Annotated in this window: 20 protein-coding genes; 14 read left to right on the forward strand and 6 right to left on the reverse strand. The window is 60.5% G+C overall.

The window, feature by feature from the left end:
* Positions 1–74: 74 nt before the first annotated feature.
* The 6 genes from ACR0ER_RS08040 to ACR0ER_RS08065 all read left to right on the forward strand — a co-directional run bounded on the left by ACR0ER_RS08040 (position 75) and on the right by ACR0ER_RS08065 (position 7,189).
* Positions 75–1,814 (forward strand): heparinase II/III family protein, encoded by a 1,740-nt coding sequence (locus ACR0ER_RS08040; RefSeq protein ID WP_480768462.1) that lies wholly within the window; start codon positions 75–77, stop codon positions 1,812–1,814.
* Positions 1,815–1,836: 22 nt separating this feature from the next.
* Positions 1,837–3,426: a bifunctional phosphoribosylaminoimidazolecarboxamide formyltransferase/IMP cyclohydrolase gene (gene purH / locus ACR0ER_RS08045; RefSeq protein ID WP_480768463.1), complete on the forward strand. Its 1,590-nt coding sequence runs from the start codon at positions 1,837–1,839 to the stop codon at positions 3,424–3,426.
* Positions 3,426–3,896 (forward strand): signal peptidase II, encoded by a 471-nt coding sequence (gene lspA / locus ACR0ER_RS08050; RefSeq protein ID WP_480768464.1) that lies wholly within the window; start codon positions 3,426–3,428, stop codon positions 3,894–3,896. Before purH ends, lspA begins: the two co-directional genes overlap by 1 nt.
* A 50-nt stretch (positions 3,897–3,946) precedes the next feature.
* Positions 3,947–4,465 carry a DUF3035 domain-containing protein gene (locus ACR0ER_RS08055; RefSeq protein WP_170329619.1) on the forward strand — a complete coding sequence of 173 codons (519 nt, stop codon included), beginning with the start codon at positions 3,947–3,949 and terminating at the stop codon, positions 4,463–4,465.
* Positions 4,466–4,547: 82 nt separating this feature from the next.
* A complete protein-coding gene (locus ACR0ER_RS08060; protein ID WP_480768465.1) occupies positions 4,548–5,888 on the forward strand; it encodes a M16 family metallopeptidase in 1,341 nt (446 codons plus the stop codon).
* Positions 5,885–7,189, forward strand: a complete 1,305-nt coding sequence (locus ACR0ER_RS08065; protein ID WP_480768466.1) for a M16 family metallopeptidase — start codon at positions 5,885–5,887, stop codon at positions 7,187–7,189. The genes ACR0ER_RS08060 and ACR0ER_RS08065 overlap by 4 nt, the downstream gene beginning before the upstream one ends.
* A 621-nt stretch (positions 7,190–7,810) precedes the next feature.
* Here the strand turns inward: ACR0ER_RS08065 and ACR0ER_RS08070 are convergent.
* Genes ACR0ER_RS08070 through deoC form a run of 3 tightly spaced genes read right to left on the reverse strand, consistent with a single transcriptional unit; the run spans position 7,811 to position 11,988 of the window.
* Complete coding sequence (locus ACR0ER_RS08070; RefSeq protein WP_480768467.1) at positions 7,811–8,620, reverse strand: SDR family oxidoreductase; 810 nt, start codon at positions 8,618–8,620, stop codon at positions 7,811–7,813.
* A gap of 24 nt (positions 8,621–8,644) precedes the next feature.
* Positions 8,645–10,978: an aldehyde dehydrogenase family protein gene (locus tag ACR0ER_RS08075; protein ID WP_480768468.1), complete on the reverse strand. Its 2,334-nt coding sequence runs from the start codon at positions 10,976–10,978 to the stop codon at positions 8,645–8,647.
* An 11-nt stretch (positions 10,979–10,989) separates the two neighbouring features.
* The gene (gene deoC / locus ACR0ER_RS08080; protein WP_480768469.1) at positions 10,990–11,988 is read right to left on the reverse strand and encodes a deoxyribose-phosphate aldolase; all 999 of its coding nucleotides are present in this window, start codon (positions 11,986–11,988) and stop codon (positions 10,990–10,992) included.
* A gap of 198 nt (positions 11,989–12,186) precedes the next feature.
* On the opposite strand from deoC, the gene ACR0ER_RS08085 reads away from it, so the two are divergent.
* The 6 genes from ACR0ER_RS08085 (at position 12,187) to ACR0ER_RS08110 (ending at position 19,504) form a co-directional block, all read left to right on the forward strand.
* On the forward strand, positions 12,187–13,140 hold the full coding sequence (locus ACR0ER_RS08085; RefSeq protein WP_480768470.1) for a metal ABC transporter solute-binding protein, Zn/Mn family: 954 nt from the start codon (positions 12,187–12,189) through the stop codon (positions 13,138–13,140).
* Positions 13,141–13,143: 3 nt separating this feature from the next.
* Positions 13,144–13,947: a metal ABC transporter ATP-binding protein gene (locus ACR0ER_RS08090; RefSeq protein ID WP_480768471.1), complete on the forward strand. Its 804-nt coding sequence runs from the start codon at positions 13,144–13,146 to the stop codon at positions 13,945–13,947.
* A gap of 3 nt (positions 13,948–13,950) precedes the next feature.
* Positions 13,951–15,156, forward strand: a complete 1,206-nt coding sequence (locus ACR0ER_RS08095; protein WP_480768472.1) for a metal ABC transporter permease — start codon at positions 13,951–13,953, stop codon at positions 15,154–15,156.
* On the forward strand, positions 15,153–16,082 hold the full coding sequence (locus ACR0ER_RS08100; protein WP_480768473.1) for a metal ABC transporter permease: 930 nt from the start codon (positions 15,153–15,155) through the stop codon (positions 16,080–16,082). Before ACR0ER_RS08095 ends, ACR0ER_RS08100 begins: the two co-directional genes overlap by 4 nt.
* A 280-nt stretch (positions 16,083–16,362) precedes the next feature.
* The gene (mutL, locus tag ACR0ER_RS08105) at positions 16,363–18,222 is read left to right on the forward strand and encodes a DNA mismatch repair endonuclease MutL (RefSeq protein WP_480768474.1); all 1,860 of its coding nucleotides are present in this window, start codon (positions 16,363–16,365) and stop codon (positions 18,220–18,222) included.
* Positions 18,223–18,274: 52 nt separating this feature from the next.
* A complete protein-coding gene (locus ACR0ER_RS08110) occupies positions 18,275–19,504 on the forward strand; it encodes a DNA recombination protein RmuC (protein ID WP_480768475.1) in 1,230 nt (409 codons plus the stop codon).
* Positions 19,505–19,507: 3 nt separating this feature from the next.
* On the opposite strand, the gene ACR0ER_RS08115 is transcribed toward ACR0ER_RS08110, so the two are convergent.
* The 3 genes from ACR0ER_RS08115 to ACR0ER_RS08125 are packed head-to-tail and all read right to left on the reverse strand — an operon-like array spanning position 19,508 to position 21,277.
* Positions 19,508–19,912 carry a hypothetical protein gene (locus tag ACR0ER_RS08115; RefSeq protein WP_480768476.1) on the reverse strand — a complete coding sequence of 135 codons (405 nt, stop codon included), beginning with the start codon at positions 19,910–19,912 and terminating at the stop codon, positions 19,508–19,510.
* A gap of 47 nt (positions 19,913–19,959) precedes the next feature.
* Entirely contained in the window at positions 19,960–20,610 is a 651-nt protein-coding gene (locus tag ACR0ER_RS08120; protein ID WP_480768477.1) for a ChrR family anti-sigma-E factor, read from the reverse strand.
* 10 nt (positions 20,611–20,620) lie between these two features.
* Complete coding sequence (locus tag ACR0ER_RS08125; protein WP_480768490.1) at positions 20,621–21,277, reverse strand: sigma-70 family RNA polymerase sigma factor; 657 nt, start codon at positions 21,275–21,277, stop codon at positions 20,621–20,623.
* Positions 21,278–21,423: 146 nt separating this feature from the next.
* Here ACR0ER_RS08125 and ACR0ER_RS08130 point away from each other — a divergent pair, with 146 nt between their 5' ends.
* On the forward strand, positions 21,424–22,197 hold the full coding sequence (locus ACR0ER_RS08130; protein ID WP_480768478.1) for a DUF1365 domain-containing protein: 774 nt from the start codon (positions 21,424–21,426) through the stop codon (positions 22,195–22,197).
* 87 nt (positions 22,198–22,284) lie between these two features.
* A complete protein-coding gene (locus ACR0ER_RS08135; RefSeq protein ID WP_170326413.1) occupies positions 22,285–22,602 on the forward strand; it encodes a DUF3775 domain-containing protein in 318 nt (105 codons plus the stop codon).
* Positions 22,603–22,678 lie beyond the last annotated feature (76 nt).

Consider the following 22,678-nt stretch of genomic DNA (forward strand, 5'->3'; position numbering starts at 1 on the left):
GACTTGACGATCCGTGCGGTCTATCGTTGGGTCTCAAGCGCCAGCAGAGCGCAAGAGGCAGAGTAACGAGCGTCATGTCGAATTCAGATACCATGACCAACCGGTGGGCGCGGTTTCAGAACCGTCTCTATGCGCGGCTCAGTCAGCGGCGCAAGGCGGTCACCGGGTTTGTCGGAGACCCCGAACCCCGCACCGTTGGCTCGTTTGCGCGCGGTCGGCAGTTGGTGGCGGGCAATCTGCTGTTTGCGGGGTATCTGGTCGAGGCGCAGGATACCGGCCTGTGGGATGTGTCAGCTCCCAGTGTCGGCTTTGACAACGAGCGTCACGGCTTTGCCTGGCTGGACGATCTGGCCGCAGTCGGAGACATGCGGGCACGGGAAAAAGCTCAGCGTTGGGTTTGGGGTTGGATTGAAACACATGGTCGCGGGCAGGGGCCGGGATGGGCGCCTGATCTGACCGGTCGGCGTTTGATGCGCTGGATCAATCACGCGATTTTCCTGCTGCGCGGGGCGGATGAAAAACAAAGCCGGGCGTTTTTCCGGTCATTGGCACAACAGACCTGGTTTCTTTCCAAACGCTGGCAGGCCGCGACGCCGGGTCTGCCCCGGTTTGAGGCGCTGGCGGGGTTGGTTCAGGCCGGGCTGGCCTTGGAGGGGGCCGAACGCATGGCCGATCCGGCACTGCGCGCGCTTGCGAAGGAATGTGAAAAGCAGATCGATGCAAAGGGCGGCATTCCCACCCGCAATCCTGAAGAACTGCTGGATGTCTTCACTCTGCTATCGTGGACTTCGGCCGCGTTGGGCGATTTGGGGCGGGGGACACCTGCGGCACAGGCAGATGCGATCAAGCGTATGGCCCCGACATTGCGCAGCCTGCGCCATGCCGACGGTGCGCTGGCGCGGTTTCACGGCGGCGGGCGTGGCGTCGAAGGGCGATTGGATCAGGCATTGGCCCAAAGTGGAGTCCGACCGCACCATGTAACCGGTTTGGCGATGGGGTTTGCCCGGCTGTATGCAGCGCGAACCAGCGTGATCGTGGATGCAGGCGTGCCGCCCAAAGGGGCGGCGTCGCTGAATGCGCATGCTTCGACTAGCGCGTTTGAGCTGACCTCAGGGCGGCGGCCTTTGATCGTGAATTGCGGGTCAGGGGAGAGTTTCGGGTCCGAGTGGCGGCGCGCCGGACGAGCGACACCTTCACATTCGACACTGTGCCTGGATGGCTATTCCAGCGCCCGGCTGGCCCCAGCTGGCAACGGCAGCGAGAGCGAAGCACTGGTCGATGCGCCGCAAGACGTACCGGTGGACACCGAAGAGGCATTTGAAGGCACACGCTTTATGGTCGGGCATGATGGCTACACCAAGGTGTTCGGCCTGACCCATGCCCGCACGTTCGAATTGCAGTTCGACGGGCGCAAGCTGACGGGCGAGGACATTTTGCTGACCGCCACCGACAAATCCAAGCGGCAGTTTGACAAGGCGATGGACGCCTCAGGGTTGAAAGGCGTCGGCTTCGACATCCGTTTTCACCTGCATCCTGACGTCGATGCAGCCATCGATCTGGGCGGTGCGGCCGTGTCGATGGCGCTCAAAAGCGGTGAGATCTGGGTTTTCCGCCACGATGGTGTTGCAAAATTAACCGTTGAACCAAGTGTTTATCTGGAAAAAGGCCGGTTAAAGCCGCGCGCGACAAAACAGATCGTTCTATCCGGGCGCGCAATGGAGTATGCGACGCGCATCCAGTGGACGTTGAGCAAGGCACAGGATACAGCCTATGCCGTGCGCGACCTGCACCGGGACGAGCCCGAGTTTGACTGACGCCAAAAGGACCTTTGGACCCATGACCGACCTTCACCCCGTGCGCCGCGCGTTGCTTTCCGTATCCGACAAGACCGGATTGATCGAACTGGGACAGGCGCTGTCCGAGCGCGGGGTCGAGCTGCTGTCGACCGGCGGCACCGCCAAAGCGCTGCGCGATGCAGGGCTTGCGGTGAAGGATGTCAGCGAGGTCACCGGTTTCCCCGAGATGATGGATGGCCGCGTGAAAACCCTGCACCCGATGGTGCATGGCGGCCTGCTGGCGCTGCGCGACAACGACACTCATGTCGCCGCGATGACCGAACACGGCATCGGCGCCATCGATCTGCTGGTGGTGAACCTCTACCCGTTCGAGGCGACAGTGGCCAAAGGTGCCGACTACGATGAATGTGTCGAGAATATCGACATCGGTGGCCCGGCGATGATCCGTGCGGCGGCCAAGAACCATGCCTTCGTCAACGTGGTCGTGGATGTCGAGGACTACGAGAAACTGCTGGGTGACATGGACCAGCACAAGGGCGCGACCTGCCCGAAATTCCGCCGCAAGCTGGCGCAAAAGGCCTATGCCCGCACCGCCGCCTATGACACAGCTGTGTCCAACTGGCTGGCCGACGCGCTGGAGCTTGAGGCCCCGAAACGCCGCGCCTTTGCCGGTGAGCTGAAACAAACCCTGCGCTATGGCGAGAACAGTCACCAGTCGGCGGCCTTCTACACTGACGGCACGGGCCGCCCCGGCGTGGCAACCGCCGTACAGCATCAGGGTAAGGAACTGAGCTACAACAACATCAACGACACCGATGCCGCGTCCGAACTGGTGGCCGAGTTCGACCCGGCACAAGGTGCTGCCTGTGCCATCATCAAACACGCCAACCCCTGCGGTGTTGCCAAAGGCGCGACCCTGTTGGAGGCATATAAGGCGGCCTTCGACTGCGACCGCACCTCGGCCTTTGGTGGCATCGTAGCGCTGAACCAGCCGCTGGACGCGGAAACCGCGCAGGAGATCACCGGTATCTTCACCGAGGTCGTGATTGCCCCCGGTGCGTCGGATGAGGCCAAAGCCATTTTCGCAGCAAAGAAAAACTTGCGTTTGCTGACGACCGAAGGTCTGCCGGATGTGACCGCCGGTGGCAAAACTGTGCGTCAGGTGGCCGGTGGCCTGCTGGTTCAGGACAAGGACAACGGCTTTGTCGGCATGGATGACCTGAAAGTGGTCACCAAAAAAGCCCCGACCGAGGCGCAGATGCGCGACCTGCTGTTTGCGTGGAAAGTGGCGAAACACGTCAAATCCAACGCCATCGTATACGTCAAGGACGGTGCGACCGTGGGCGTCGGTGCGGGCCAGATGAGCCGTGTGGACTCAGCCCTGATCGCGGCCAAGAAAGCCGAACGCATGGCTGACGCGTTGGGTCTTCCGCAACCGCTGACCATCGGCTCAGCCGTGGCCTCGGACGCGTTCTTCCCCTTCCCCGACGGTCTGATGGAGGCTGCCGAGGCTGGTGCCACCTGCGTTATCCAGCCCGGTGGCTCGATGCGTGATGATGAGGTGATCGCGGCGGCGGACGAGGCCGGTTTGGCCATGGTCTTTACCGGCATGCGCCATTTCCGTCACTGATGCGCTATCGCCTTCTGCTCTGGGCCGCGCTGGCCGCGTTTCTGATCGACCAGATCAGCAAGTATCTGGTCGTTCACGTGATGCGCGTGGCCGAGGGCAATATCGATGTCCTGCCGCCCCTGTTGGTGTTCAAATACGGTGAAAACCGGGGTATCAACTTTGGCCTCTTCCAAGGGGATACCGACACTGCCCGCTGGGTTCTGATCGGTATCTCGCTGGCCATCTCGATCGGCGTGCTGATCTGGCTGATGCGCACGGCACCGTCCAAACTGATGCTGTTCTGCGGTGGGTTGCTGATCGGCGGCGCGCTGGCAAATGTACTGGACCGGGTGATCTATGGCTATGTTCTGGATTTCCTCAATATGTCCTGCTGCGGCATCAACAACCCGTTTGTGTTCAATCTGGCTGACGCGTTCATCTTTGCAGGCGCTATCGGGCTTGTGTTGTTCGAGGGCAAAAAGCCCTCGTGACGCGCCCGGGGAAATGCGATAAAAGCGCCTGAAACTGGCTGGAGACTCTGATGCGGTTGCCGCGTTCCATACTTGCTGTGACATTGGCCTTTGCAGTTGCGGGGTGTTCTGACATCGGTCTGCGCCATCTTGAGGCACCGGGAGACGGCCCGGATGAGTTCTCGGTCATGCCGGTGGAACCGCTGACCCAGCCCAAGGACTACAAGTTCCTGCCTGCGCCCACGCCGGGTGGAACCAACCTGACCGACCCGAACCCAAAGGCGGACGCGGTTGTGGCCCTGGGCGGTAACGCAGCGGCACTGAATGCAAATACCGCCATCCCCTCCACTGATGCGGCGCTTGTGACAGCCTCCAGTCGCTATGGCGTACCTTCCAACGCGCGGCAGGTTGTCGATAGCGAAGATGCCGAGTTCCGCAGAAAGCAGGGCCGTCTGACCCGCTTGCGTCTGTTCAAGGTGGATCGGTATTCTCAGGTTTACCAGCGTCAGGCGCTGGACGCCGATCTGCAGAACGAAGCAGCGCGCCGCGCGGGGCTTGAGACACCGTCTGCGCCTCCGGCTGATGAATAAATCTTAACTTTCCGTCATCACCCTTGAACCTGCGCCCCACCGTCGTAGTTTGAACACCACAAAACGAAACGGAGGACGCCCCATGGTTCGGGCTCTGGCCTTGTCTGCCGCCCTGGTCGCCGCCACCCCTTTGATTGCCAAAGAGGGTCACGAGGCGGTCACTACCTTTACGCTGGAAAACGGCATGGATGTCGTTGTGGTCGAAGATCACCGCGCGCCGGTCGTGCAGCACATGGTCTGGTATCGCGTCGGGTCAGCGGATGAGCCGGTCGGAACGTCAGGCATTGCGCATTTCCTTGAACATCTGATGTTCAAGGGCACCGATTCGCTGGCTCCGGGTGAATTTTCCGCCACCGTTGCGGCTAATGGGGGCAATGACAACGCGTTCACCTCATACGACTACACCGCTTATTTTCAGCGCGTCGCTGCAGACAGGTTGGAACTGATGATGCGGATGGAGGCGGACCGGATGCGCAATCTCCGCCTGAGCGAAGAGGACATTGTCACCGAACGCGACGTGATTCTTGAAGAACGTAACCAGCGCACCGACAACAGCCCTCGGGCCCTGTTCGGCGAGCAGATGAGCGCGGCGCAGTACCTCAATCACGGCTATAGCGTTCCGATCATTGGCTGGCGGCATGAGATGGAGACGTTGGACATGGAGGACGCGCTGTCCTTCTATGAAACCCACTACGCGCCCAATAACGCCATTCTGGTCGTGACCGGCGATGTGGAACCCGACGCGGTCAAGGCACTGGCCGAGCAGTATTACGGCGTTATACCGGCCAACCCGGACCTGCCGGAACGTGTACGTTCACAGGAACCGCCGCAAACAGCCGAACGTCGCCTGACCTTCAAAGACGCGCGTGTGTCGCAGCCCTATGTGCAGCGCAGCTATCTGGCACCTGAGCGTGATCCGGGTGAACAAGAGAAAGCCGCTGCGCTGTTTTTGCTGGCAGAGTTGCTGGGCGGCAGTACCACGTCCTATCTGAACGAAAAGCTGCAGTTCGAGCAGCAAATGGTTGTCTATGCCGGGGCCTTCTACCGTGGCGTTTCGCTGGACGACACCACCTTTGATCTGCTGGTTGTCCCGGCGCAGGGCGTATCTTTGCAAGAGGCCGAGGACGCGATGGATCAGGTCGTCGCCGATTTCATTGCCGAAGGCGTGAACGAAGAAGACCTTGATCGGATCAAAATGCAGTTGCGTGCGGCTCAGACCTATGCCCGCGACAACGTTGATGGGATCGGCAACCGCTATGGCCGCGCGCTGACCAGTGGCCTGACGGTCGAGGATGTGCAGGCCTGGCCCGATATCCTGCAGGCCGTGACCGGAGATGAGATCATCGCTGCCGCCCGTGAGGTGCTGCAACCCGAAACATCCGTGACGGGCTGGCTGATGAAAGACGATGAGGTGACGCAATGAAACGCATCTTTGCAACCCTGATTGCCTTTGTCATCGCGCTGCCCGCATGGGCCGAGATCGAAATCGAAGAAGTGACCTCGCCCGGTGGCATCACCGCTTGGCTGGTTGAGGATCACTCGATCCCCTTTACTGCGCTGGAGCTGCGCTTTCGTGGCGGGACGTCGCTGGATGAACCCGGTAAACGCGGCGCAGTTTACCTGATGAGCGGACTGATTGAGGAAGGCGCAGGCGACATGGATGCCCGCACCTATGCGCGCGAACTGGAATCTTTGGCGGCCTCGTTCCGGTACAGCGCGACTGATGATACGGTGTCGATCTCGGCACAGTTTCTGACTGAAAACCGCGATGAAGTGATAGATCTGCTGCGAACTACGATTCATGAACCGCGCTTTGATGAGGATGCGGTGGAACGGGTGAAAGCACAGGTCCTGTCCGGGTTGCGGTCCGATCAGACTGATCCCAACGACATCGCCGGGCGGAGTTTCGCGCAGATTGCCTATGGTGATCACCCCTATGGCACCGAAGGCAAAGGTACCATCGACAGCGTCGGTGCGCTGACCCGCGATGATGTAGTGACTGCCTATGACAATGTCTTCGCGAAGGACCGGCTCTATGTCGGTGCTGTGGGCGATATCACCGCCGAGGAATTGGGTGCGCTGCTGGACAATCTGCTGGCGGACCTGCCCGAGACCGGCAAGCCGATTCCGGACCGTGCCGATGTGTCTATCCCCGGTGGCGTCAGTGTTGTCGAGTTCGACACACCGCAGTCCGTAGCCCTGTTCGGACAAGCTGGTATCGACCGGCACGACCCCGACTTTTTCGCGGCCTTTGTGTTGAACCACATTCTGGGTGGCGGCGGGTTTGAAAGCCGATTGATGCACGAGGTGCGGGAAAAACGTGGTCTGACCTATGGCGTGGCAACTTATCTGGTACCCAAGGACTTGGCCTCGGTCTACCTGGGCTCTGTGTCTTCGGCCAATGACCGCATCGCCGAAACGGTTGAGGTGATCCGCAGTGAATGGGCCCGTGCCGCGTCTGAGGGCGTGACCCTGAAAGAGCTGGATGACGCCAAGACCTATCTGACAGGGGCCTATCCGCTGCGATTCGATGGCAACGGACAGATTGCCGGGATCATGGTCGGTATGCAGATGGATGACTTGCCCATCGACTACATCACCACGCGCAACGACAAGGTGAATGCAGTAACCCTAGAGGATGTGAACCGCGTCGCATCCGAGTTGCTGGACCCTGAAGGTCTGCACTTTACCATCGTCGGGAAACCGGAAGGGCTGGACGGCTAACGCCATTCTCTCCATGGCGTGGCCGGGCAGTGTCGGAGTCGGCATGGAAGGGTTTGCCCGGTTGGGCGTTCTGTCGTCGGGTCGATGGGTGTATTTTTGCTCAAGCGGCGGCATAGACCCGCTCATCGCTAAGTTGCACTAGGTGTCAATCGGCGCCATATGCGTGTTGCAGGTCACGGAGGGAAAACACCGTGTTCCGTTGAAGAACTGTAGTCGAATTTGAGGTAGGTACAGACCAGTATAACCGCTGTCTAACGCGACCTACACTCATCGTAGCCATATTTTGGCCAGAATGGTCAGGAAAAGTATGGTTGTAGGAGATGGGTCTGGCAACTTACATCGCCATCGCCCGTAATAGGATCAAGGACGAAGCTGGGCGCTATGGTGGTTGTGATAATAGGACTGGGAACACTTGCCGCCCTGTTGACCTTTGCGGCCGCCCTTATTCTCGGCCAATCTCTGCTCAGCGCATTTGTCTTGTATGTTGTCGCCGGTGTACTGACGTCTCTTTTGGTCGCTGTCGGGCTTTATTTCAGGGTATCGGGTCACGATGACCAAGATGCTCAGCCTTATCACTGAGCATCCAAATAACCAGGCCAAGCTTCATGTGCCGGGTGGGTCTCAACCCTTTTTCTGCGCCCGTAACATCTGCCCCATCATCTGCCCGAACTTGCCCGAGCCGCGCTGATACAGCGCGCCATCCACAGCCATCACAGTGCCGCTGATATAGCTGGCCAGATCCGAGCTAAGGAACAGGCAGGCATTGGCCACATCCTGCGGCTGACCCCAGCGACCGAGTGGGACATCGCGGCGCAGCTCTTCATGGGCGTTTTCGGTGGGTGCCAGACGTTTGGCCCCTTCGGTGCCTTCGATGAATCCCGGTACGACCGAGTTCACGCGGATGCCCTCGACACCCCATTCCATCGACAGGGTGCGGGTGATCTGGTCGACACCCGCCTTGGCAGCGCAGACATGAGCCTGACCTTCGTACGGCAGATAGGATTGCGGCGCTGAGATGCTGATGATGCTTGCGCCAGGGCGTTTGAGGTAGGGATAGGCCCCCTTCATCACGTGGACCGTGCCCATCAGGTCAATGTCGATTACAGTCTTGAACGCATTAACCGACATCTCAGATGTCAGCGCCGGGAAGTTGCCCGCCGCGCCCGAGACCAACACGTCGAAATCGCCAAATGCGTCGTGGAACCGTTTCAGGCCTGCGGCGACGGCCTCGGGGTCGCGTACGTCGAACGCTGCGCCAATGGCTTCAGGCGCGCCCGCCGTTTTCAGCGCCGCGATGGTGTCATCCACCTTTTCCTGTGAACGGCTGGCGACGGCCAGCTTGGCACCCGAGGCCGCAAAGGCCTCGGCAATGCCCCGGTTGATGCCGCTGGTGCCGCCGATAACGATGACGGTTTTTCCTGAAAAATCCATGTAGGCCTCCCTTGGAGGGGAGCCCTACTCTCCGTAGGGCACCCAGATATTCTTGATCTCGGTCGAAGACTGCAGGAAGCCGCGGGAATGGTCCATGCCCCAGTCGAATGCCGTCGCGTTATTGACCCAGGTGCGTTTCAGGTTCCCGGCCGAGACGACCTCGATCTCTTTCGACAGGTCGGTGGACGAGAACGACCAGACCGCATCAACGTTCAGATGCGAGGCCAGTGGTTTCGCCAGTTCCGCATGGCTGCCGGTCAGGATGTTAACCACGCCAGCAGGCACGTCCGAGGTTTCCAGAATCTGGTAGAAATCCGTCGCCGCCAGTGGATAGGGTTCGGACGCCGCCAACACCACCCGGTTGCCCATCGCGATTGCTGGGGCCATGGCCGAGACCAGACCCAGCAGCGGCGCCTCATCCGCGCAGAGTGCACCGATAACGCCGACCGGTTCCTTCATGGCAATTGCTACGCCCCGGATTGGAACGCCGTGGACCTGACCGTCATATTTGTCGGCCCAGGCGGCAGCGGTGAACAGGCGCTGGATTGAGGTTTCGACCTCTTTCGCACCGGTCTTGGCCCCGGTCATGGCGTCAATACGTGCGGCGAATTCGTCAGCACGGGCGGAGAGGTTTTCACCGATGTAATACAGGATTTGCGCTCGCAGATGGCCAGTGGTCTTGGACCAGCCCTTCGCGCCCGCCGCAGCCTCAACTGCGTTGCGTACGTCCTTGCGGTTGGCAAGGCCGACATGTCCCAGCAATCCCGACTTGCCCCAGATGGGCTTCGAGTACCCGCCATCAGGCCGTGCCTGCTTGCCCCCCACATACATCTTGGCGGTGCGGTCGATGGGATCGACCGGAGCACCTTCTCCGGTCATCGCTTCAACCTTCGTCAGTGGTTTGGCCTTGCCCTTGGGCTTGGTGTAGGCTGCCAGCCCTTCCCAACCGCCTTCGCGGCCAAAGCCGCTTTCGCGTACGCCGCCAAACCCGGCGGCAGCGTCGAACAGGTTGGTAGCATTGACCCAGACCACGCCAGCAACCAGCTTGGGCGCGATATCCAGCGCCAGGTTCACATTCTCGGTCCACACTGTCGCGGCCAGCCCATAGCGGGTGTTGTTGGCCAGTTCGACGGCCTCTTCCGGAGTGCGGAAGGTCGAGGACACCAGCACCGGGCCGAAGATCTCCTCCTGCATCAGCGGGTCAGAGGTTTCCAGCCCCGAGATCAGTGTGGGCGGGTAGTAGCAGCCATTCTCTGGTAGCTCACACGCCGCCTGATGGACGTGGCCGACGGTGTTGCTTTCGACCATTCCCTTGATGGTCTGCAACTGAACCGGGTCTACAACCGCGCCTACGTCGATGCATTTGTCCAGTGGATCGCCGATACGCAGCTTGTCCATCCGCGCGCGCAGCTTGTCATGGAAACGGTCTGCGATCCCTTCCTGCACCAGCAGGCGCGAACCCGCGCAGCAGACCTGACCCTGATTGAACCAGATCGCATCGACCAACCCTTCGATGGCGCTGTCGATATCGGCGTCGTCGAACACGATATAGGCGGACTTGCCGCCCAGTTCCAAGGTTAGTTCCTTGCCCGAACCCGCGGTCGCCTCGCGGATGCGGCGGCCAACGACGGTCGAACCGGTAAAGGCGATCTTGTCCACGTCTGCGGCGACGATCATCTCACCCACGGCACCGTCTCCGGTGACGATGTTGACCACACCCTTGGGCAGCCCGGCCTGCTTACAGATATCGGCAAACAGCAATGCGGTCAGCGAGGTGTACTCGGCCGGTTTCAAAACCACAGTGTTGCCCATCGCCAGCGCAGGCGCGATCTTCCACGCCAGCATCAGAAGCGGGAAATTCCACGGGATGATCTGCCCGCAAACGCCTAGCGCCTCAGCATCGGGCAGCTCGCTTTCCATCAACTGTGCCATTCCGGCGTGGTAGTAGAAGTGCCGCTGCGCCAGAGGGATGTCGATATCGCGCGATTCCCGGATCGGCTTGCCGTTATCCAGGCTCTCCAAAACCGCAAAAAGGCGCGAATGTTTCTGCAACAGACGTGCAATGGCATAGAGATACCGTGCGCGGCCCGCGCCGCCCAGCTTCTCCCACTTAGGCTGCGCCTTTCGGGCGGCAGCAACTGCGGCATCCACATCGGCCTGTTTGGCTTGCGTCAGCTTGGCCAGCACCTCTCCGGTCGCCGGGTTGCGGCTTTCAAACCCTTTGCCGGGCTTGGTAAAGGCACCGTCGATATAATGGCCGAACTTGTCACCCTGATCGACCAGCCAGGCCAGTGCCTCAGCGGCGCTTTCGGGGGCGGGGCCGTAGTCCATGGTTTCGAAAATCTCTTTGACTGTCATTGTTCTTGTCCTCAGCCCATGGAGTGACGGTGGCCGGCGGAGTACGCGCCTGTCACATGGTGTTCCAACTGCCGCTCGATATCGCCCAGCAGCGATGACGCGCCGAAGCGGAACAGGTCCGGTTCCAGCCAGCGGTCGCCCAGCTCGTCCTTGATCAGCGACAGGTAAACCAGCGCGTCTTTGGCTTTCGAGATGCCACCCGCCGGTTTGTAGCCGACACGGTATCCGGTGCTGTCATAATAGTCGCGGATCGCACGGATCATCACCAGAGATACGGGCAGGGTGGCGTTGACGCTTTCCTTACCAGTCGAGGTCTTGATGAAATCGGCGCCCGCCATCATGCAGACCAACGAGGCGCGGGCGACGTTGCGCAGGCTGCCCAGCTCTCCGGTCGCAAGGATGGCTTTGACATGGGCATCGCCGCAGGCCGTACGGAAGGCTTTCATCTCGTCATACAAAGCCTGCCAGTCACCCGACAGCACATGACGGCGTGAGATCACGATGTCGATCTCTTCGGCCCCGGCCTTCACGCTTTCCTCGATCTCGGCCACGCGCAGGTGGAAAGGGGACAGGCCGGCCGGAAAGCCGGTGGATACCGCGGCCACGGGAATGCCGGTGCCTTTCAGCGCCGCAACCGCGGTTTCGATCATGTCGTGATACACGCAAACGGCGCCGGTGGTGATCGGCGGCATGTCCATCGCCTGCAGCAAAGCGGCTGAAACCGGCTGGCGTGCCTTGGCGCATAGGCGGCGCACGCGGCCCACGGTATCGTCACCTGCCAGCGTGGTCAGGTCGATCATGGTGACCGCCTTCAACAGCCACGCGGCCTGATAGTCTTTCTTCACCGACCGACGACCGGGTAGGGTCGCCGCGCGGCGTTCGATGGCCGAAGTGTTGGCCTGCACGGCGCGCACCCAGTCCAGATCAAGGTCCATACCGGGGTTTCGGGGTTCGGTCACTTGCGGCAGATGCGCGGTGCGCACGGGGCTTTCTGAGCTCTGCGTTTCCATAGTCACATCCTTTGGGAGGTTTGCGCCAAATTCGCACGGGTTGCGCCTAAATGGAAGGCATTGAGCGGCAAGGGCGATATGTTTTTTGACCAAATGGACAAAATCGGCATTTTCTTGCGAATAATTCGCAAGAGCGTTGACTTACTTGCGAATGGTTCGCATATTCATTCTCAAGTGAGTACCAAATCGGGGTCTGACATGATTCGTCGCAGCTTTCTTGCAGCACTGGCAATTGCCGCTGCATTGCCATTGACGGCTTGGGCCGAAGCGCCGCTGAAAGTGGTGGCCACCACCGGCATGATCGCCGACGCCGCGCGTCAGGTGGGGGGCGATCAGGTCGAGGTGAAGGGCCTGATGGGTCCCGGCGTCGATCCGCATGCCTATCGCCAGACCCGCAGCGATATCGTCGCAATGACCCGTGCCGATCTGATCCTGTGGCATGGCCTGTATCTTGAAGCGCAGATGGAGCACTTCTTCCACGATCTGGGCCGCAAGCGGCCCGTCGTGGCCGTGGCCGAAGGGATCGACAGATCGAAACTGCGCGCCCACGACGATTACGCCGACAAATATGACCCGCATGTGTGGATGAGCCCGGCCCTGTGGCGCGATGTGGTGGTTGAAGTGCAGGATGCTCTGACCGAGGCACGCCCTGAGGCGGCCGAAATCTTTGCTGCCAACGCACAGGCGCATCTGGCCGAGATCGACCAGTTGGAAGCCTATGCCGCGCAAGCCCTCGCATCTGTTCCTGAAAACAATCGTCTGTTGGTCACGGCGCATGACGCCTTTGGCTATTTCGGGGCCGAGTATGGCTATGAGGTGATGGGCATTCAGGGCATCTCGACCCAGTCCGAGGCCGGTTTGAACCGGATCGGAGAACTAGTGGACACGCTGGTCGACAAACAGTTGAAAGCGGTATTCGTGGAAAGCTCGGTGTCTGATCGGTCGATGCGCGCGCTGATCGAAGGCGCTGCGGCCAAAGGTCATGATGTGGGTGTCGGCGGTGAGCTGTATTCCGACGCTATGGGCGAACCGGGCACTTATGAGGGCACTTATATCGGCATGTTGGATCACAACATCACCGTCATCGCGGGCGCATTGGGCGCTGATGTGCCCGATCGCGGCATGAACGGCAAATTGTCGGCGGGGTTTTGAGTAATGCTGGAACTGGCCACAAATCAGGGTGTTTCGGTTGCTGAGAGCGGCCTAGACGACAGCCCTCTGGCCATTCGCGGCCTGACTGTTTCCTACGGTCAAAAGCCAGCGGTGTTCTCGGTGGACATGACCGTACAGCCCGGCGCGATGACCGCAATCATCGGCCCGAACGGGGCGGGAAAATCGACCCTGCTTAAGGCCGCATTGGGGATCGTGTCGTCGCTGTCTGGGCAGGTGACCGTTTACGGCAAACCGCTGGAGCAGCAACGCGCCCGCATCGCTTATGTACCGCAGCGCGCCAGTGTGGATTGGGATTTTCCGACCCGTGTCATCGACGTCGTGCTGATGGGCTTGTCGCGGGAACTGGGCCTGCTGGGTCGTATTCGTGCCCGGCATATGGCTCGCGCGATGGACTGCCTGAACCGTGTTGGAATGCACGATTTCGCGGATCGCCAGATCGGCCAGCTGTCCGGCGGTCAGCAGCAACGGGTGTTTCTGGCCCGCGCTTTGGCGCAAGAGGCTGACCTCTATCTGCTGGATGAACCTTTTGCCGGGGTCGATGCTGCTACGGAAAAGGCCATTATCGCAGTGCTGAAATCGTTGAAAGAGGCCGGCAAGACCGTTGTCGTAGTGCATCATGATCTGGCCACCGTCACCGACTATTTCGACCACGTTTTCCTGATCAACACGCGCAAAGTGGCCGAAGGCCCGGTGGCCGAGGCCTTCACCGCCGAGACACTGCAATCGGCGTACGGAGGCCGCTTGGCCACTGCCCAGATCGACCAGATCTCTCGCGCGCTGGGGTAATCCATGCTTTGGGACGCTCTGACCCTACAGCTTGGCTATAACGCCACGCTGGTCGCGATCGGTGCGACCTTGCTGGGTGTCTCGGCCGGGGTCACAGGCACCTTCCTGTTTCTGCGCAAACGCGCCCTGGTCAGCGATGCAATCAGTCATGCGACCCTGCCGGGTGTGTGTCTGGCCTTCATGGTGCTGGTTGCCTTTGGCGGCGATGGGCGCAATCTGATTGGCTTGTTGGCCGGATCGGCGATCTCGGCCTGGATTGGCCTGTTGTGTATGAACTGGCTGACCCGCCACACGCGACTGGCCGAAGATGCGGCCATCGGGGCGGTCCTGTCGGTGTTCTTCGGCTTTGGCATTGTTCTGCTGACTATCATCCAGACCATGGGCGTTGGACGTCAGGCAGGACTTGAAGGGTTCCTGCTGGGCTCAACCGCCGGAATGCTCTGGGCCGATGCACTGATCATCGCGATTGGCGGGGCGGCGACGCTAGCCCTTGTGATGATCATCCGCCGCCCGATGACCATGGTGGCCTTTGACCCTGAATATGCCGCGGCGCGCGGGTTACCTGTGCATCGCATTGATCTGGCGATGATGGGGTTGGTGATGGCTGTCACCGTGGTTGGCCTCAAGATCGTTGGGCTGATCCTGATCGTGGCGCTGCTGATTATCCCCGCCGTCACGGCGCGGTTCTGGACGGAACGGTCTGACCGAGTGGTGCTGCTGGCCGGTCTGGCAGGCGGTCTGGCCGGGTATCTGGGGGCGGCCCTTTCGGCCTCGGCTCCAAACCTGCCTACGGGTCCGATCATCGTGCTGGTCAGCTTTGGCTTCTTTGCCCTGTCCTTGCTATTGGCCCCAGTCCGGGGTGTTCTGGCGGCGGTGCTGAAACATCTACGGTTTCAGCGCCGTGTCCACATCCGTCAAGGTCTGCTGGCGCTGGCGCAAGACCAGAAAATCTATGAACCGCTGACCCTGCGCCTGTTGAAACGCGCTGGGCTGGCCCGTGCCGATGGTGTCGCCACCGAGGCTGGTAAGGCCCGCGCCGCCAAAGCCCTGCGCGACGAAAAACGGTGGGAGGTCGTCCGCGCCGATCAGGCGCATGAGGCGACAGCGGCGCTCTATGACGGGTTGCGCGACATCGAAACTGTTCTGACCCGCGACCAGATCGCTGAGATCGACCGCCAGATCGGCGGCCCGCAAGGGGTGCCCTCATGAGCGGTGAAGAATTTGTTCCCCTGTCGCTAACGCCTTTGCTGATCGGCACCTTTGCGGCCATTGCCTGCGCGTTGCCGGGCAATTTTCTTGTGCTGCGCAAACAGGCCCTGATCGGCGATGCGATCAGCCATGTGGTGCTGCCTGGCATCGTGGTTGCCTTTATCCTGACCGGAGCCATTTCGACCTGGCCGATGATGCTGGGCGCGGCGGGGGCCTCGATTGTGGCCGTAGTGTTGATCGAGGCGATACGGCGACTGGGCCAGATCGAACCGGGCGCCGCGATGGGGGTGGTCTTCACCACCATGTTCGCAGGCGGCGTGCTGTTGCTGGAACAAACCGACACTTCGACCGTGCATCTGGACGTGGAACACGCGCTTTACGGCAATCTGGAAAGCCTGATCTGGCTGGATGCGGTGGGGTGGTCGTCGCTGCTGGACCTGACGGCCCTGGCCGGGTTGCCGCCGGAACTGCCGCGCATTACTTTCACGCTGGCCGGAGTGGTTCTGTTCATCTGGCTGTTCTGGCGACCGTTGAAGATTTCCACATTTGACGAAGGTTTTGCCCGCACCATCGGCATTCGTACCGGTGCGCTGGGCATGGCTCTGGTGATCGTTGCGGCGATCTCTGCCGTGGCGGCCTTTGACGCGGTGGGGTCGATCATCGTGATCGCTATGTTCATCTGCCCGCCTGCGGCCGCGCGCATGATGACCAACCGGCTGGAGACCCAGATCGCGTGGAGCGTTGTCTTCGCCAGCCTTTCAGCGATTTCAGGCTATGTGCTGGCGGGATACGGGCCGCTGTGGCTGGGCGGAGCGGATGCGGTCAGCGCGGCAGGCATGATCGCCACTATGTCGGGCCTGATCCTGGCCGCCGCAGCGCTGTGGGGCCCGTGTAGAACCCGCGCCGGAGCGCCCCAGGCCTCTTGACACGGCGTGTTCCCGCCGCCCCTGTCTGCGACCGGTCGGCTGGAATCTGCTCAGAAATACTCTGTTGGCAGAGTTAATGATCTTCATGTTACCAATCGTGCTACCAACTCGATTGAATTTACTGGAAGACCACCACTCACCTTGGACCGTTCGGACAATCGCGATCCGGTTCACCGTCTGTTACATCGGTACGGTGCGATTGTTCGAACGCCCCCTCCTGTAAAATTGATACATCCAAACCAGTGGCAGAATCGTACGCGTGTGTGCTAGGTCTGGTGGTATGGCGCAGACACACCCCAATATCAGCGAAAACCCACCCGCTATCCGGCAGCTTGATGATGCTGCGATCAACCGGATCGCTGCGGGTGAGGTGGTTGAACGTCCGGCTTCGGCCGTCAAGGAGTTGGTGGAAAATGCCATCGATGCCGGTGCGACACGCATCGCCATAGATATCGCTGATGGCGGCAAGACGCTGATTCGCGTCACCGACGATGGCTGTGGAATTTCGGCACAAGACCTGCCGCTGGCCCTATCGCGCCATGCGACCTCGAAAATTGACGGCTCGGATCTGCTGAACATCCACACTTTCGGGTTCAGGGGTGAGGCGCTGCCGTCGCTGGGCGCTGTCGGACGGCTGACCATCACCAGCCGGGTGCCGGGTGCGGATGCGGCACAGGTTCACGTGGCAGGCGGCAAGATGGAGGCGGTGAAACCCGCCGCCCTGCGTGCAGGCACAGTGGTGGAACTGCGCGATCTGTTTTTTGCCACGCCCGCGCGGTTGAAATTCATGCGCACCGATCGGGCTGAGGCTCAGGCGATTGGTGACACGGTGAAACGCCTCGCCATGGCCGAGCCCGCCATCACCTTTTCCCTGCGTGATGTTTCGGGCGGGGGTGAGGGGCGCGTGACCTTCCGCGCTGACCGCGAGAACGGTGACCTTTTCGACGCGCTGCATGCCCGTCTGGCCCGCGTGATCGGGCGCGAGTTTGCCGAAAACGCGCTGCAGATCGACGCCACGCGCGAAGGCATCCGGCTCTATGGCTATGCCGCCCTGCCGACCTATTCCCGTGGTGCAGCTGTGGCGCAGTACCTGTACGTTAATGGTCGCCCCGTGCGCGACAAGATGCTGACCGGTGCGTTGCGGGCGGCCTATTTCGATTTCCTCAGCCGTGACCGCCATCCGGCGGCGGCGCTGTTCATCGATTGTGACCCGACGCTGGTGGATGTGAACGTCCACCCCGCCAAGTCCGAGGTTCGGTTTCGCGATCCCGGTGTGGCGCGTGGGCTGATCGTCTCGGCCCTGCGGCACGCGCTGGCCGAGGCGGGGCACCGGGCCTCGAGTACCGTGGCCAACGCGACGCTGGGCGCGATGCGTCCCGAACCAGCGCAGCCTGCTCCAGCACGGGTGTATCAGATGGATCGGCCCTCACTTGCGGCCCGTCAGGTGGCCTATCAGGCGCAGGCCCCGGGCTTTGCCGAACTTTCCCGAGATTACAGCGGCAGCGTAGTTGACCCTGCACCGGTGGCTCCGGTGGCAGTGGAAGAGCCTGCGCCGCACGACTTGCCTTTGGGCGCGGCGCGTGGGCAGGTGCATGAGAATTACATCATCGCCCAGACCGCCGATGGCATGGTGATTGTCGATCAGCACGCCGCGCATGAACGGCTGGTCTATGAAAAGCTGAAAACCCAGATGGCCGAGAATGGTGTCGCCGCGCAGGCGCTGCTGATCCCCGAGATTGTCGAGCTTTCCGAAGGTGACTGCGCACGCCTGATGGCCGTGGCCGACGACCTGTCACGCCTTGGTCTTACGCTGGAACCCTTCGGCGGCGGTGCTATCGCTGTACGCGAAACTCCGGCGATTCTGGGTGAGGTCGATGCTCGCGCGATGATATTGGATATTCTCGACGAAGTGGCCGATCAGGGCGAAAGCCAGACGGTGCAGGCGCGGATCGAGGCGATCCTCAGCCGGGTGGCCTGCCACGGATCGGTCCGGTCGGGACGCCGGATGCGGGCCGAGGAGATGAACGCCCTGTTGCGTGAGATGGAAGCAACGCCCCATTCCGGCCAGTGCAACCATGGGCGGCCGACATATGTGGAACTGAAGCTGAGCGATATCGAGCGTCTGTTCGGCCGCAGTTGATCCGGCAACGCTGTCGGGTTATGAAGACTAAAACAAGAACATCCGAGGCGACATGATCGAGATTGCTGGCACCCAAGTTGCATTGAATGACCCCGTGATCCTGATTGCGGGGGGCGTTGTCGCGCTGATTATGTTGTTGCTGTTTATGTCCATGCGGGCAGCGCAACGCTCGGCCCGCATGGCGGAACCTCTGGCGCGTCAGATGGCGCATCTGGGCCAGCATGTGCAGCAGCTGGGGCAGGGACAAGAGCAGTTGCGCGGCGGGTTGCAGCATGTCTCGGACACACAGGCAAATGCGCAGGTACAGGTGATCCAGACGGTGGAATCGCGTCTGTCCTCGGTGCAGCAGCAGATGAATGATCGGTTGGCAGACAACGCGATGAAATCGACGCGCGCGCTGGCCGAGATGCAGGAACGGATGAAGGAATCGCTGCATGGCTCGTCGAAACAGACTGCGACTTCGCTGACCCAGTTGCAGGAACGGCTGGCGGCCATCGACAAGGCGCAGGACAATATCACCAAACTGTCGGGCGATGTGCTGTCGCTGCAGGATATCCTCTCGAACAAACAGACCCGCGGCGCATTTGGTGAGATTCAGCTGAACGACATCGTCTCAAAGGCGCTGCCCTCGGACAGTTTTCGGCTGCAGGCAACGCTTTCGAACGGGCGGCGGGCGGATTGCCTGATCAACCTGCCGAACCCTCCGGGGCCGATCGTGATCGACAGCAAGTTTCCCTTGGAGGCTTATGAGGCGCTGATCGGCTCGACAAATGACGCCGAGTTGAAAGCGGCGGTGCAGATGTTCCGCCGCACGGTGCGCAAGCACATCAACGATATCGCCGAGAAATATATTCTGGACGGTGAAACCGCCGATGGCGCGCTGATGTTCCTGCCGTCCGAGGCGGTCTATGCCGAACTGCACGCCAAGTTCCCCGAGCTGGTGCAGGAGAGTTTCAGCAAACGCGTCTGGATCGTTTCGCCCACCACCTGCATGGCGACTCTGAACACGATGCGCGCGATCCTGAAAGACGCGCGGATGCGAGAACAGGCGGGTGCCATCCGCAAGGAATTGGGGATGCTGCACAAGGATGTAGAGCGTCTGGGCGACCGCGTATCGAACCTCGACCGTCATTTTGGACAGGCGGCCAAGGATATTTCGGAAATCAAGATCAGCGCGGAAAAAGCGGGGCGACGGGCGCAGCGGTTGGACAACTTCGATTTTGAGGAGCTTGCACCGGACGATCACACCAATGTGGTGCCTTTGGGCAAGTCTGAGGGCTGAACCCTACTGGATCGAGAGGTCCAGATTGTAGCCGACCGTCTTGCCGGTATCCCGGTCGTTGCCCATCAGGTAGACGCGGATCGTGTAATCTCCGTCCTCGGGCAGGTTGATCCGAGCGGTGTTACCGTTGATCGAGCCGTTGTAGATTGCAGCACCATCACTGCCCGGCGGCAGGATATTGAAGTAGATCACACCGTTGCCGTTGGTGTCGCTGACTTGAAGGTTTGCAAACATTTCCTGACCGGCACTCGCACCGAGGCTGTAGTCAAAATACTCGTCACCAGTGATGGTGCCGCTGACCATCGTACCGAAATTGCCGGACTCGAATTTGACCTCGGCGGCGCGTTGCGCCCAGGCGGTGCAGGCAAGACCTGCAAAGACGATACTCAGGATCAAACGCGTTTTCATGATCACCTCCCAAGCCAACTGTCGGGTTAACGTACCACCCAGATCCCTCAGATACGCAGGAAAGGCTGGAACAGACGCGGCATCAGTTTGTTGAACTTCAATGGCGCATCTGTGACAGCCAGGCAGATGCAGTCTTCCGAGATGTCGGCCGTCGGCGTGTGGTGCAGGTCTTCATCCGCGATCTCAACATCGCCGCGGGCAAAGTGATCGACCTCATCCGAAAAGGCCCCCTGCAGCACCATCGTCAGTTCGATGCCATTGTGGCTGTGATCGGGCACGGCCGCACCGGCCGGAATGAACAGGAGGCGCGCGGTGGCTTCGCGTGTGGTCGGCAGGATCGCCTGTTTGACACCCATGCCGATGGACCGCCATTTGATGTCATTCACATCTCCACCCACGTAATCCTGCAGAGGCGCGGGCAGAACCGAACATCCCGGACGGGCCGTTTTGGCAATCGGCGCACCCCGAGCGATCAGCGCCATGGTCGCGGCCAGAGAACTATCGCTCATACTCGCCGTCGCGTCCTGATCCTGCAATACGCAGCCACCGACCGCTTCGAAACTCTCAGCGCGGGCGCGGCAGTGGTCACACAGGGACAAATGCGTGGCGACCATCAGGTCAAACGCCTCAGGCAGAGTCCCTGCGGCATAAGCCATCAGCAGGTCGTCTGTCAGGTGATGTTTTATATCGTTGCTCATCATCATCATCTCAGTTCATTGCGTGGCGCAAGCGGTCCAGCGCCAGTCGTATACGTGATTTGATCGTGCCCAGCGGCAATCCGGTTGCAGAGGCAATCTCGCGGTGGCTCAAATCGCCGAAATAAGCCTTTTCGATCAGTTCTCTTTGCGCCTCGGGCAACGCTGCCATGGCGCTGCGCAGCTGAGCGGTTTCCTGTTGCAGCGCGATCACGTCGTCCTGTTCCGGTTCCGCCTCGGGTCCCCATCCCAGGTCCTCGGGTTCGGGGCGGCGTTGTTTGCGCAGGACGTCGATGCGCTTGTTCCGTGCGATCGTGAACACCCATGTGGCGACGGTCGCGCGGGTGGGATCGAACAGATGCGCCTTGTGCCACAACGTCGCCATCACCTCTTGCGCACATTCCTCTGCCAGCGCAGCGTCAGAACCCGACTTAATCAGGAACGCCTTGATCCGCGGCGCGAAGTGCTGAAACAGTTCGGCAAAAGCCGCCTGATCCTGCGCGTCCCGAATACGCCTGACGTGGCTCACCCACTCAGTTCTGGTCTCGCAACTGCCATCCGCTTTGTTCACCGGCTTGCCCCTGATGCGTTTCTTTGCGCGCCAAGGTTTGAGTGCAGGCCTTTCGGCCACCGGTTCATCCAAGGTCACGGTATCGATCTCGGTAAACATAACCACAATACGCGGCATAGCCCAAGGCGGATCACTTTGTTTGCGGTTTTTGATCCGTGTCGGGCTAGTTTGCGTATTATCTGATACGAACAGTTTGGGAAAAGAATGCCGGTTGAACGGTTTACAGGAAAAGCAAGGAATGCGGCGTGAAAAGGATCGACCATATCGCGGGCCATACCTTTCACGGGCGGAAGGGGGATATTCAGAACGCCTTTCGCTATTCCATCGACTACATTCTGCTGGACCCTGAAGGGCAATCGGGTACCCCGCTGTTGTTTTCCCTGAACCGGGCCAATGTCACCAACTGGCGGGATCGCGACCATGGTGGAGTGCCGGGAAAGGGGCGAGGTGCCGCCTGGCTGCGTGAGCAGTTCAACCAAATGGGTGTCACCCAACCAGTGCGCATTGCCCTGCTGACTCAACCGCGCGTGTTTGGCCATGTCTTCAACCCGGTCAGTTTCTGGTTCTGTTTTGACGCGGAAGGGCAGCTGTATGCGGTGGTGGCCGAGGTCACCAATACTTATGGCACGCGCCACAGCTATCTTTGCCACAATCCCGACTTCGCGCCAATCCAGCCCTCGGATCGGATCCAGGCGAATAAGCTGATGCACGTCTCGCCGTTTCAAAAGATCGAAGGGTCTTACACTTTCCGGTTCGACTATCGCCCAGATCGTGTGGGCGTGTGGATCGACTATGGGCGCGAGGGTGGCGGGCTGATTGCAACGCTGACCGGGCCGCGTGCGCCGCTGACTGATGGCGCGATCCTGTGGTCGCTACTGCGCCGCCCGTTTGGTGCCCGCCGCGCGTTTGCTCTGATCTTATGGCAGGCCCTGAAGCTGTGGGTCAAAAAAGCGCGGTTCCGCCCGTTTCGCACTGCCCCCGTTCCGGACCATCCGGTTTCCCGCATCCGCGAACCCTAATGCGTCTTTGTTTGCGTAAGATCAAAGACTCGGGCACCTCAGAGTGATTGTGCTAGGATGGAAACCGCGAACACGAGGAGTTGGGTCATGTTGGAAATCTCGGCAAGAAAAATCGCTCAGGTTGCCATGATGGGACGCGAATTGAACCGCGCCGAGGGCGAGTTGCGCGCCTTTATCGACCGTATGGGCGAGGATGAGCAGGCCGAGTTGGTTGCAGTCATGTGGATCGGTCGCGAGAGCTTTTTCGCCGAGGATCTGGCTGAAGCGATTGCAACTGCCAAGTCAGAGGCCTCGACCCCCTGTGCCGACTATCTGATCGGTACGCCGCACCTGTCGGATCATCTTGAGAATGGTCTGGATGCGCTTGGGATCTCAGCAGAGGATGTGGAGAACGATCTGATGTAGACTGGCCATCTGGTGGCCTGAACGAGACGGCCATGGCCGACAACGAAGTAGGGCATGAATGATGCAACTTTTGTGG

This window comes from Ruegeria sp. CH8, from assembly GCF_056536985.1.

Excerpts from the sequence above, each read along its gene's own strand:
- ACR0ER_RS08125 (WP_480768490.1), bottom strand. The coding sequence starts at position 21,277 with ATGTTTACCGAGATCGATACCGTGACCTTGGATGAACCGGTGGCCGAA.
- mutL (WP_480768474.1), top strand. The coding sequence starts at position 16,363 with ATGGCGCAGACACACCCCAATATCAGCGAAAACCCACCCGCTATCCGG.
- ACR0ER_RS08115 (WP_480768476.1), bottom strand. The coding sequence starts at position 19,912 with ATGAAAACGCGTTTGATCCTGAGTATCGTCTTTGCAGGTCTTGCCTGC.
- ACR0ER_RS08095 (WP_480768472.1), top strand. The coding sequence starts at position 13,951 with ATGCTTTGGGACGCTCTGACCCTACAGCTTGGCTATAACGCCACGCTG.
- ACR0ER_RS08100 (WP_480768473.1), top strand. The coding sequence starts at position 15,153 with ATGAGCGGTGAAGAATTTGTTCCCCTGTCGCTAACGCCTTTGCTGATC.
- lspA (WP_480768464.1), top strand. The coding sequence starts at position 3,426 with ATGCGCTATCGCCTTCTGCTCTGGGCCGCGCTGGCCGCGTTTCTGATC.
- ACR0ER_RS08085 (WP_480768470.1), top strand. The coding sequence starts at position 12,187 with ATGATTCGTCGCAGCTTTCTTGCAGCACTGGCAATTGCCGCTGCATTG.
- ACR0ER_RS08120 (WP_480768477.1), bottom strand. The coding sequence starts at position 20,610 with ATGAGCAACGATATAAAACATCACCTGACAGACGACCTGCTGATGGCT.
- ACR0ER_RS08135 (WP_170326413.1), top strand. The coding sequence starts at position 22,285 with ATGTTGGAAATCTCGGCAAGAAAAATCGCTCAGGTTGCCATGATGGGA.
- ACR0ER_RS08090 (WP_480768471.1), top strand. The coding sequence starts at position 13,144 with ATGCTGGAACTGGCCACAAATCAGGGTGTTTCGGTTGCTGAGAGCGGC.
- purH (WP_480768463.1), top strand. The coding sequence starts at position 1,837 with ATGACCGACCTTCACCCCGTGCGCCGCGCGTTGCTTTCCGTATCCGAC.
- ACR0ER_RS08055 (WP_170329619.1), top strand. The coding sequence starts at position 3,947 with ATGCGGTTGCCGCGTTCCATACTTGCTGTGACATTGGCCTTTGCAGTT.
- ACR0ER_RS08040 (WP_480768462.1), top strand. The coding sequence starts at position 75 with ATGTCGAATTCAGATACCATGACCAACCGGTGGGCGCGGTTTCAGAAC.
- ACR0ER_RS08070 (WP_480768467.1), bottom strand. The coding sequence starts at position 8,620 with ATGGATTTTTCAGGAAAAACCGTCATCGTTATCGGCGGCACCAGCGGC.
- deoC (WP_480768469.1), bottom strand. The coding sequence starts at position 11,988 with ATGGAAACGCAGAGCTCAGAAAGCCCCGTGCGCACCGCGCATCTGCCG.
- ACR0ER_RS08075 (WP_480768468.1), bottom strand. The coding sequence starts at position 10,978 with ATGACAGTCAAAGAGATTTTCGAAACCATGGACTACGGCCCCGCCCCC.
- ACR0ER_RS08110 (WP_480768475.1), top strand. The coding sequence starts at position 18,275 with ATGATCGAGATTGCTGGCACCCAAGTTGCATTGAATGACCCCGTGATC.
- ACR0ER_RS08060 (WP_480768465.1), top strand. The coding sequence starts at position 4,548 with ATGGTTCGGGCTCTGGCCTTGTCTGCCGCCCTGGTCGCCGCCACCCCT.
- ACR0ER_RS08065 (WP_480768466.1), top strand. The coding sequence starts at position 5,885 with ATGAAACGCATCTTTGCAACCCTGATTGCCTTTGTCATCGCGCTGCCC.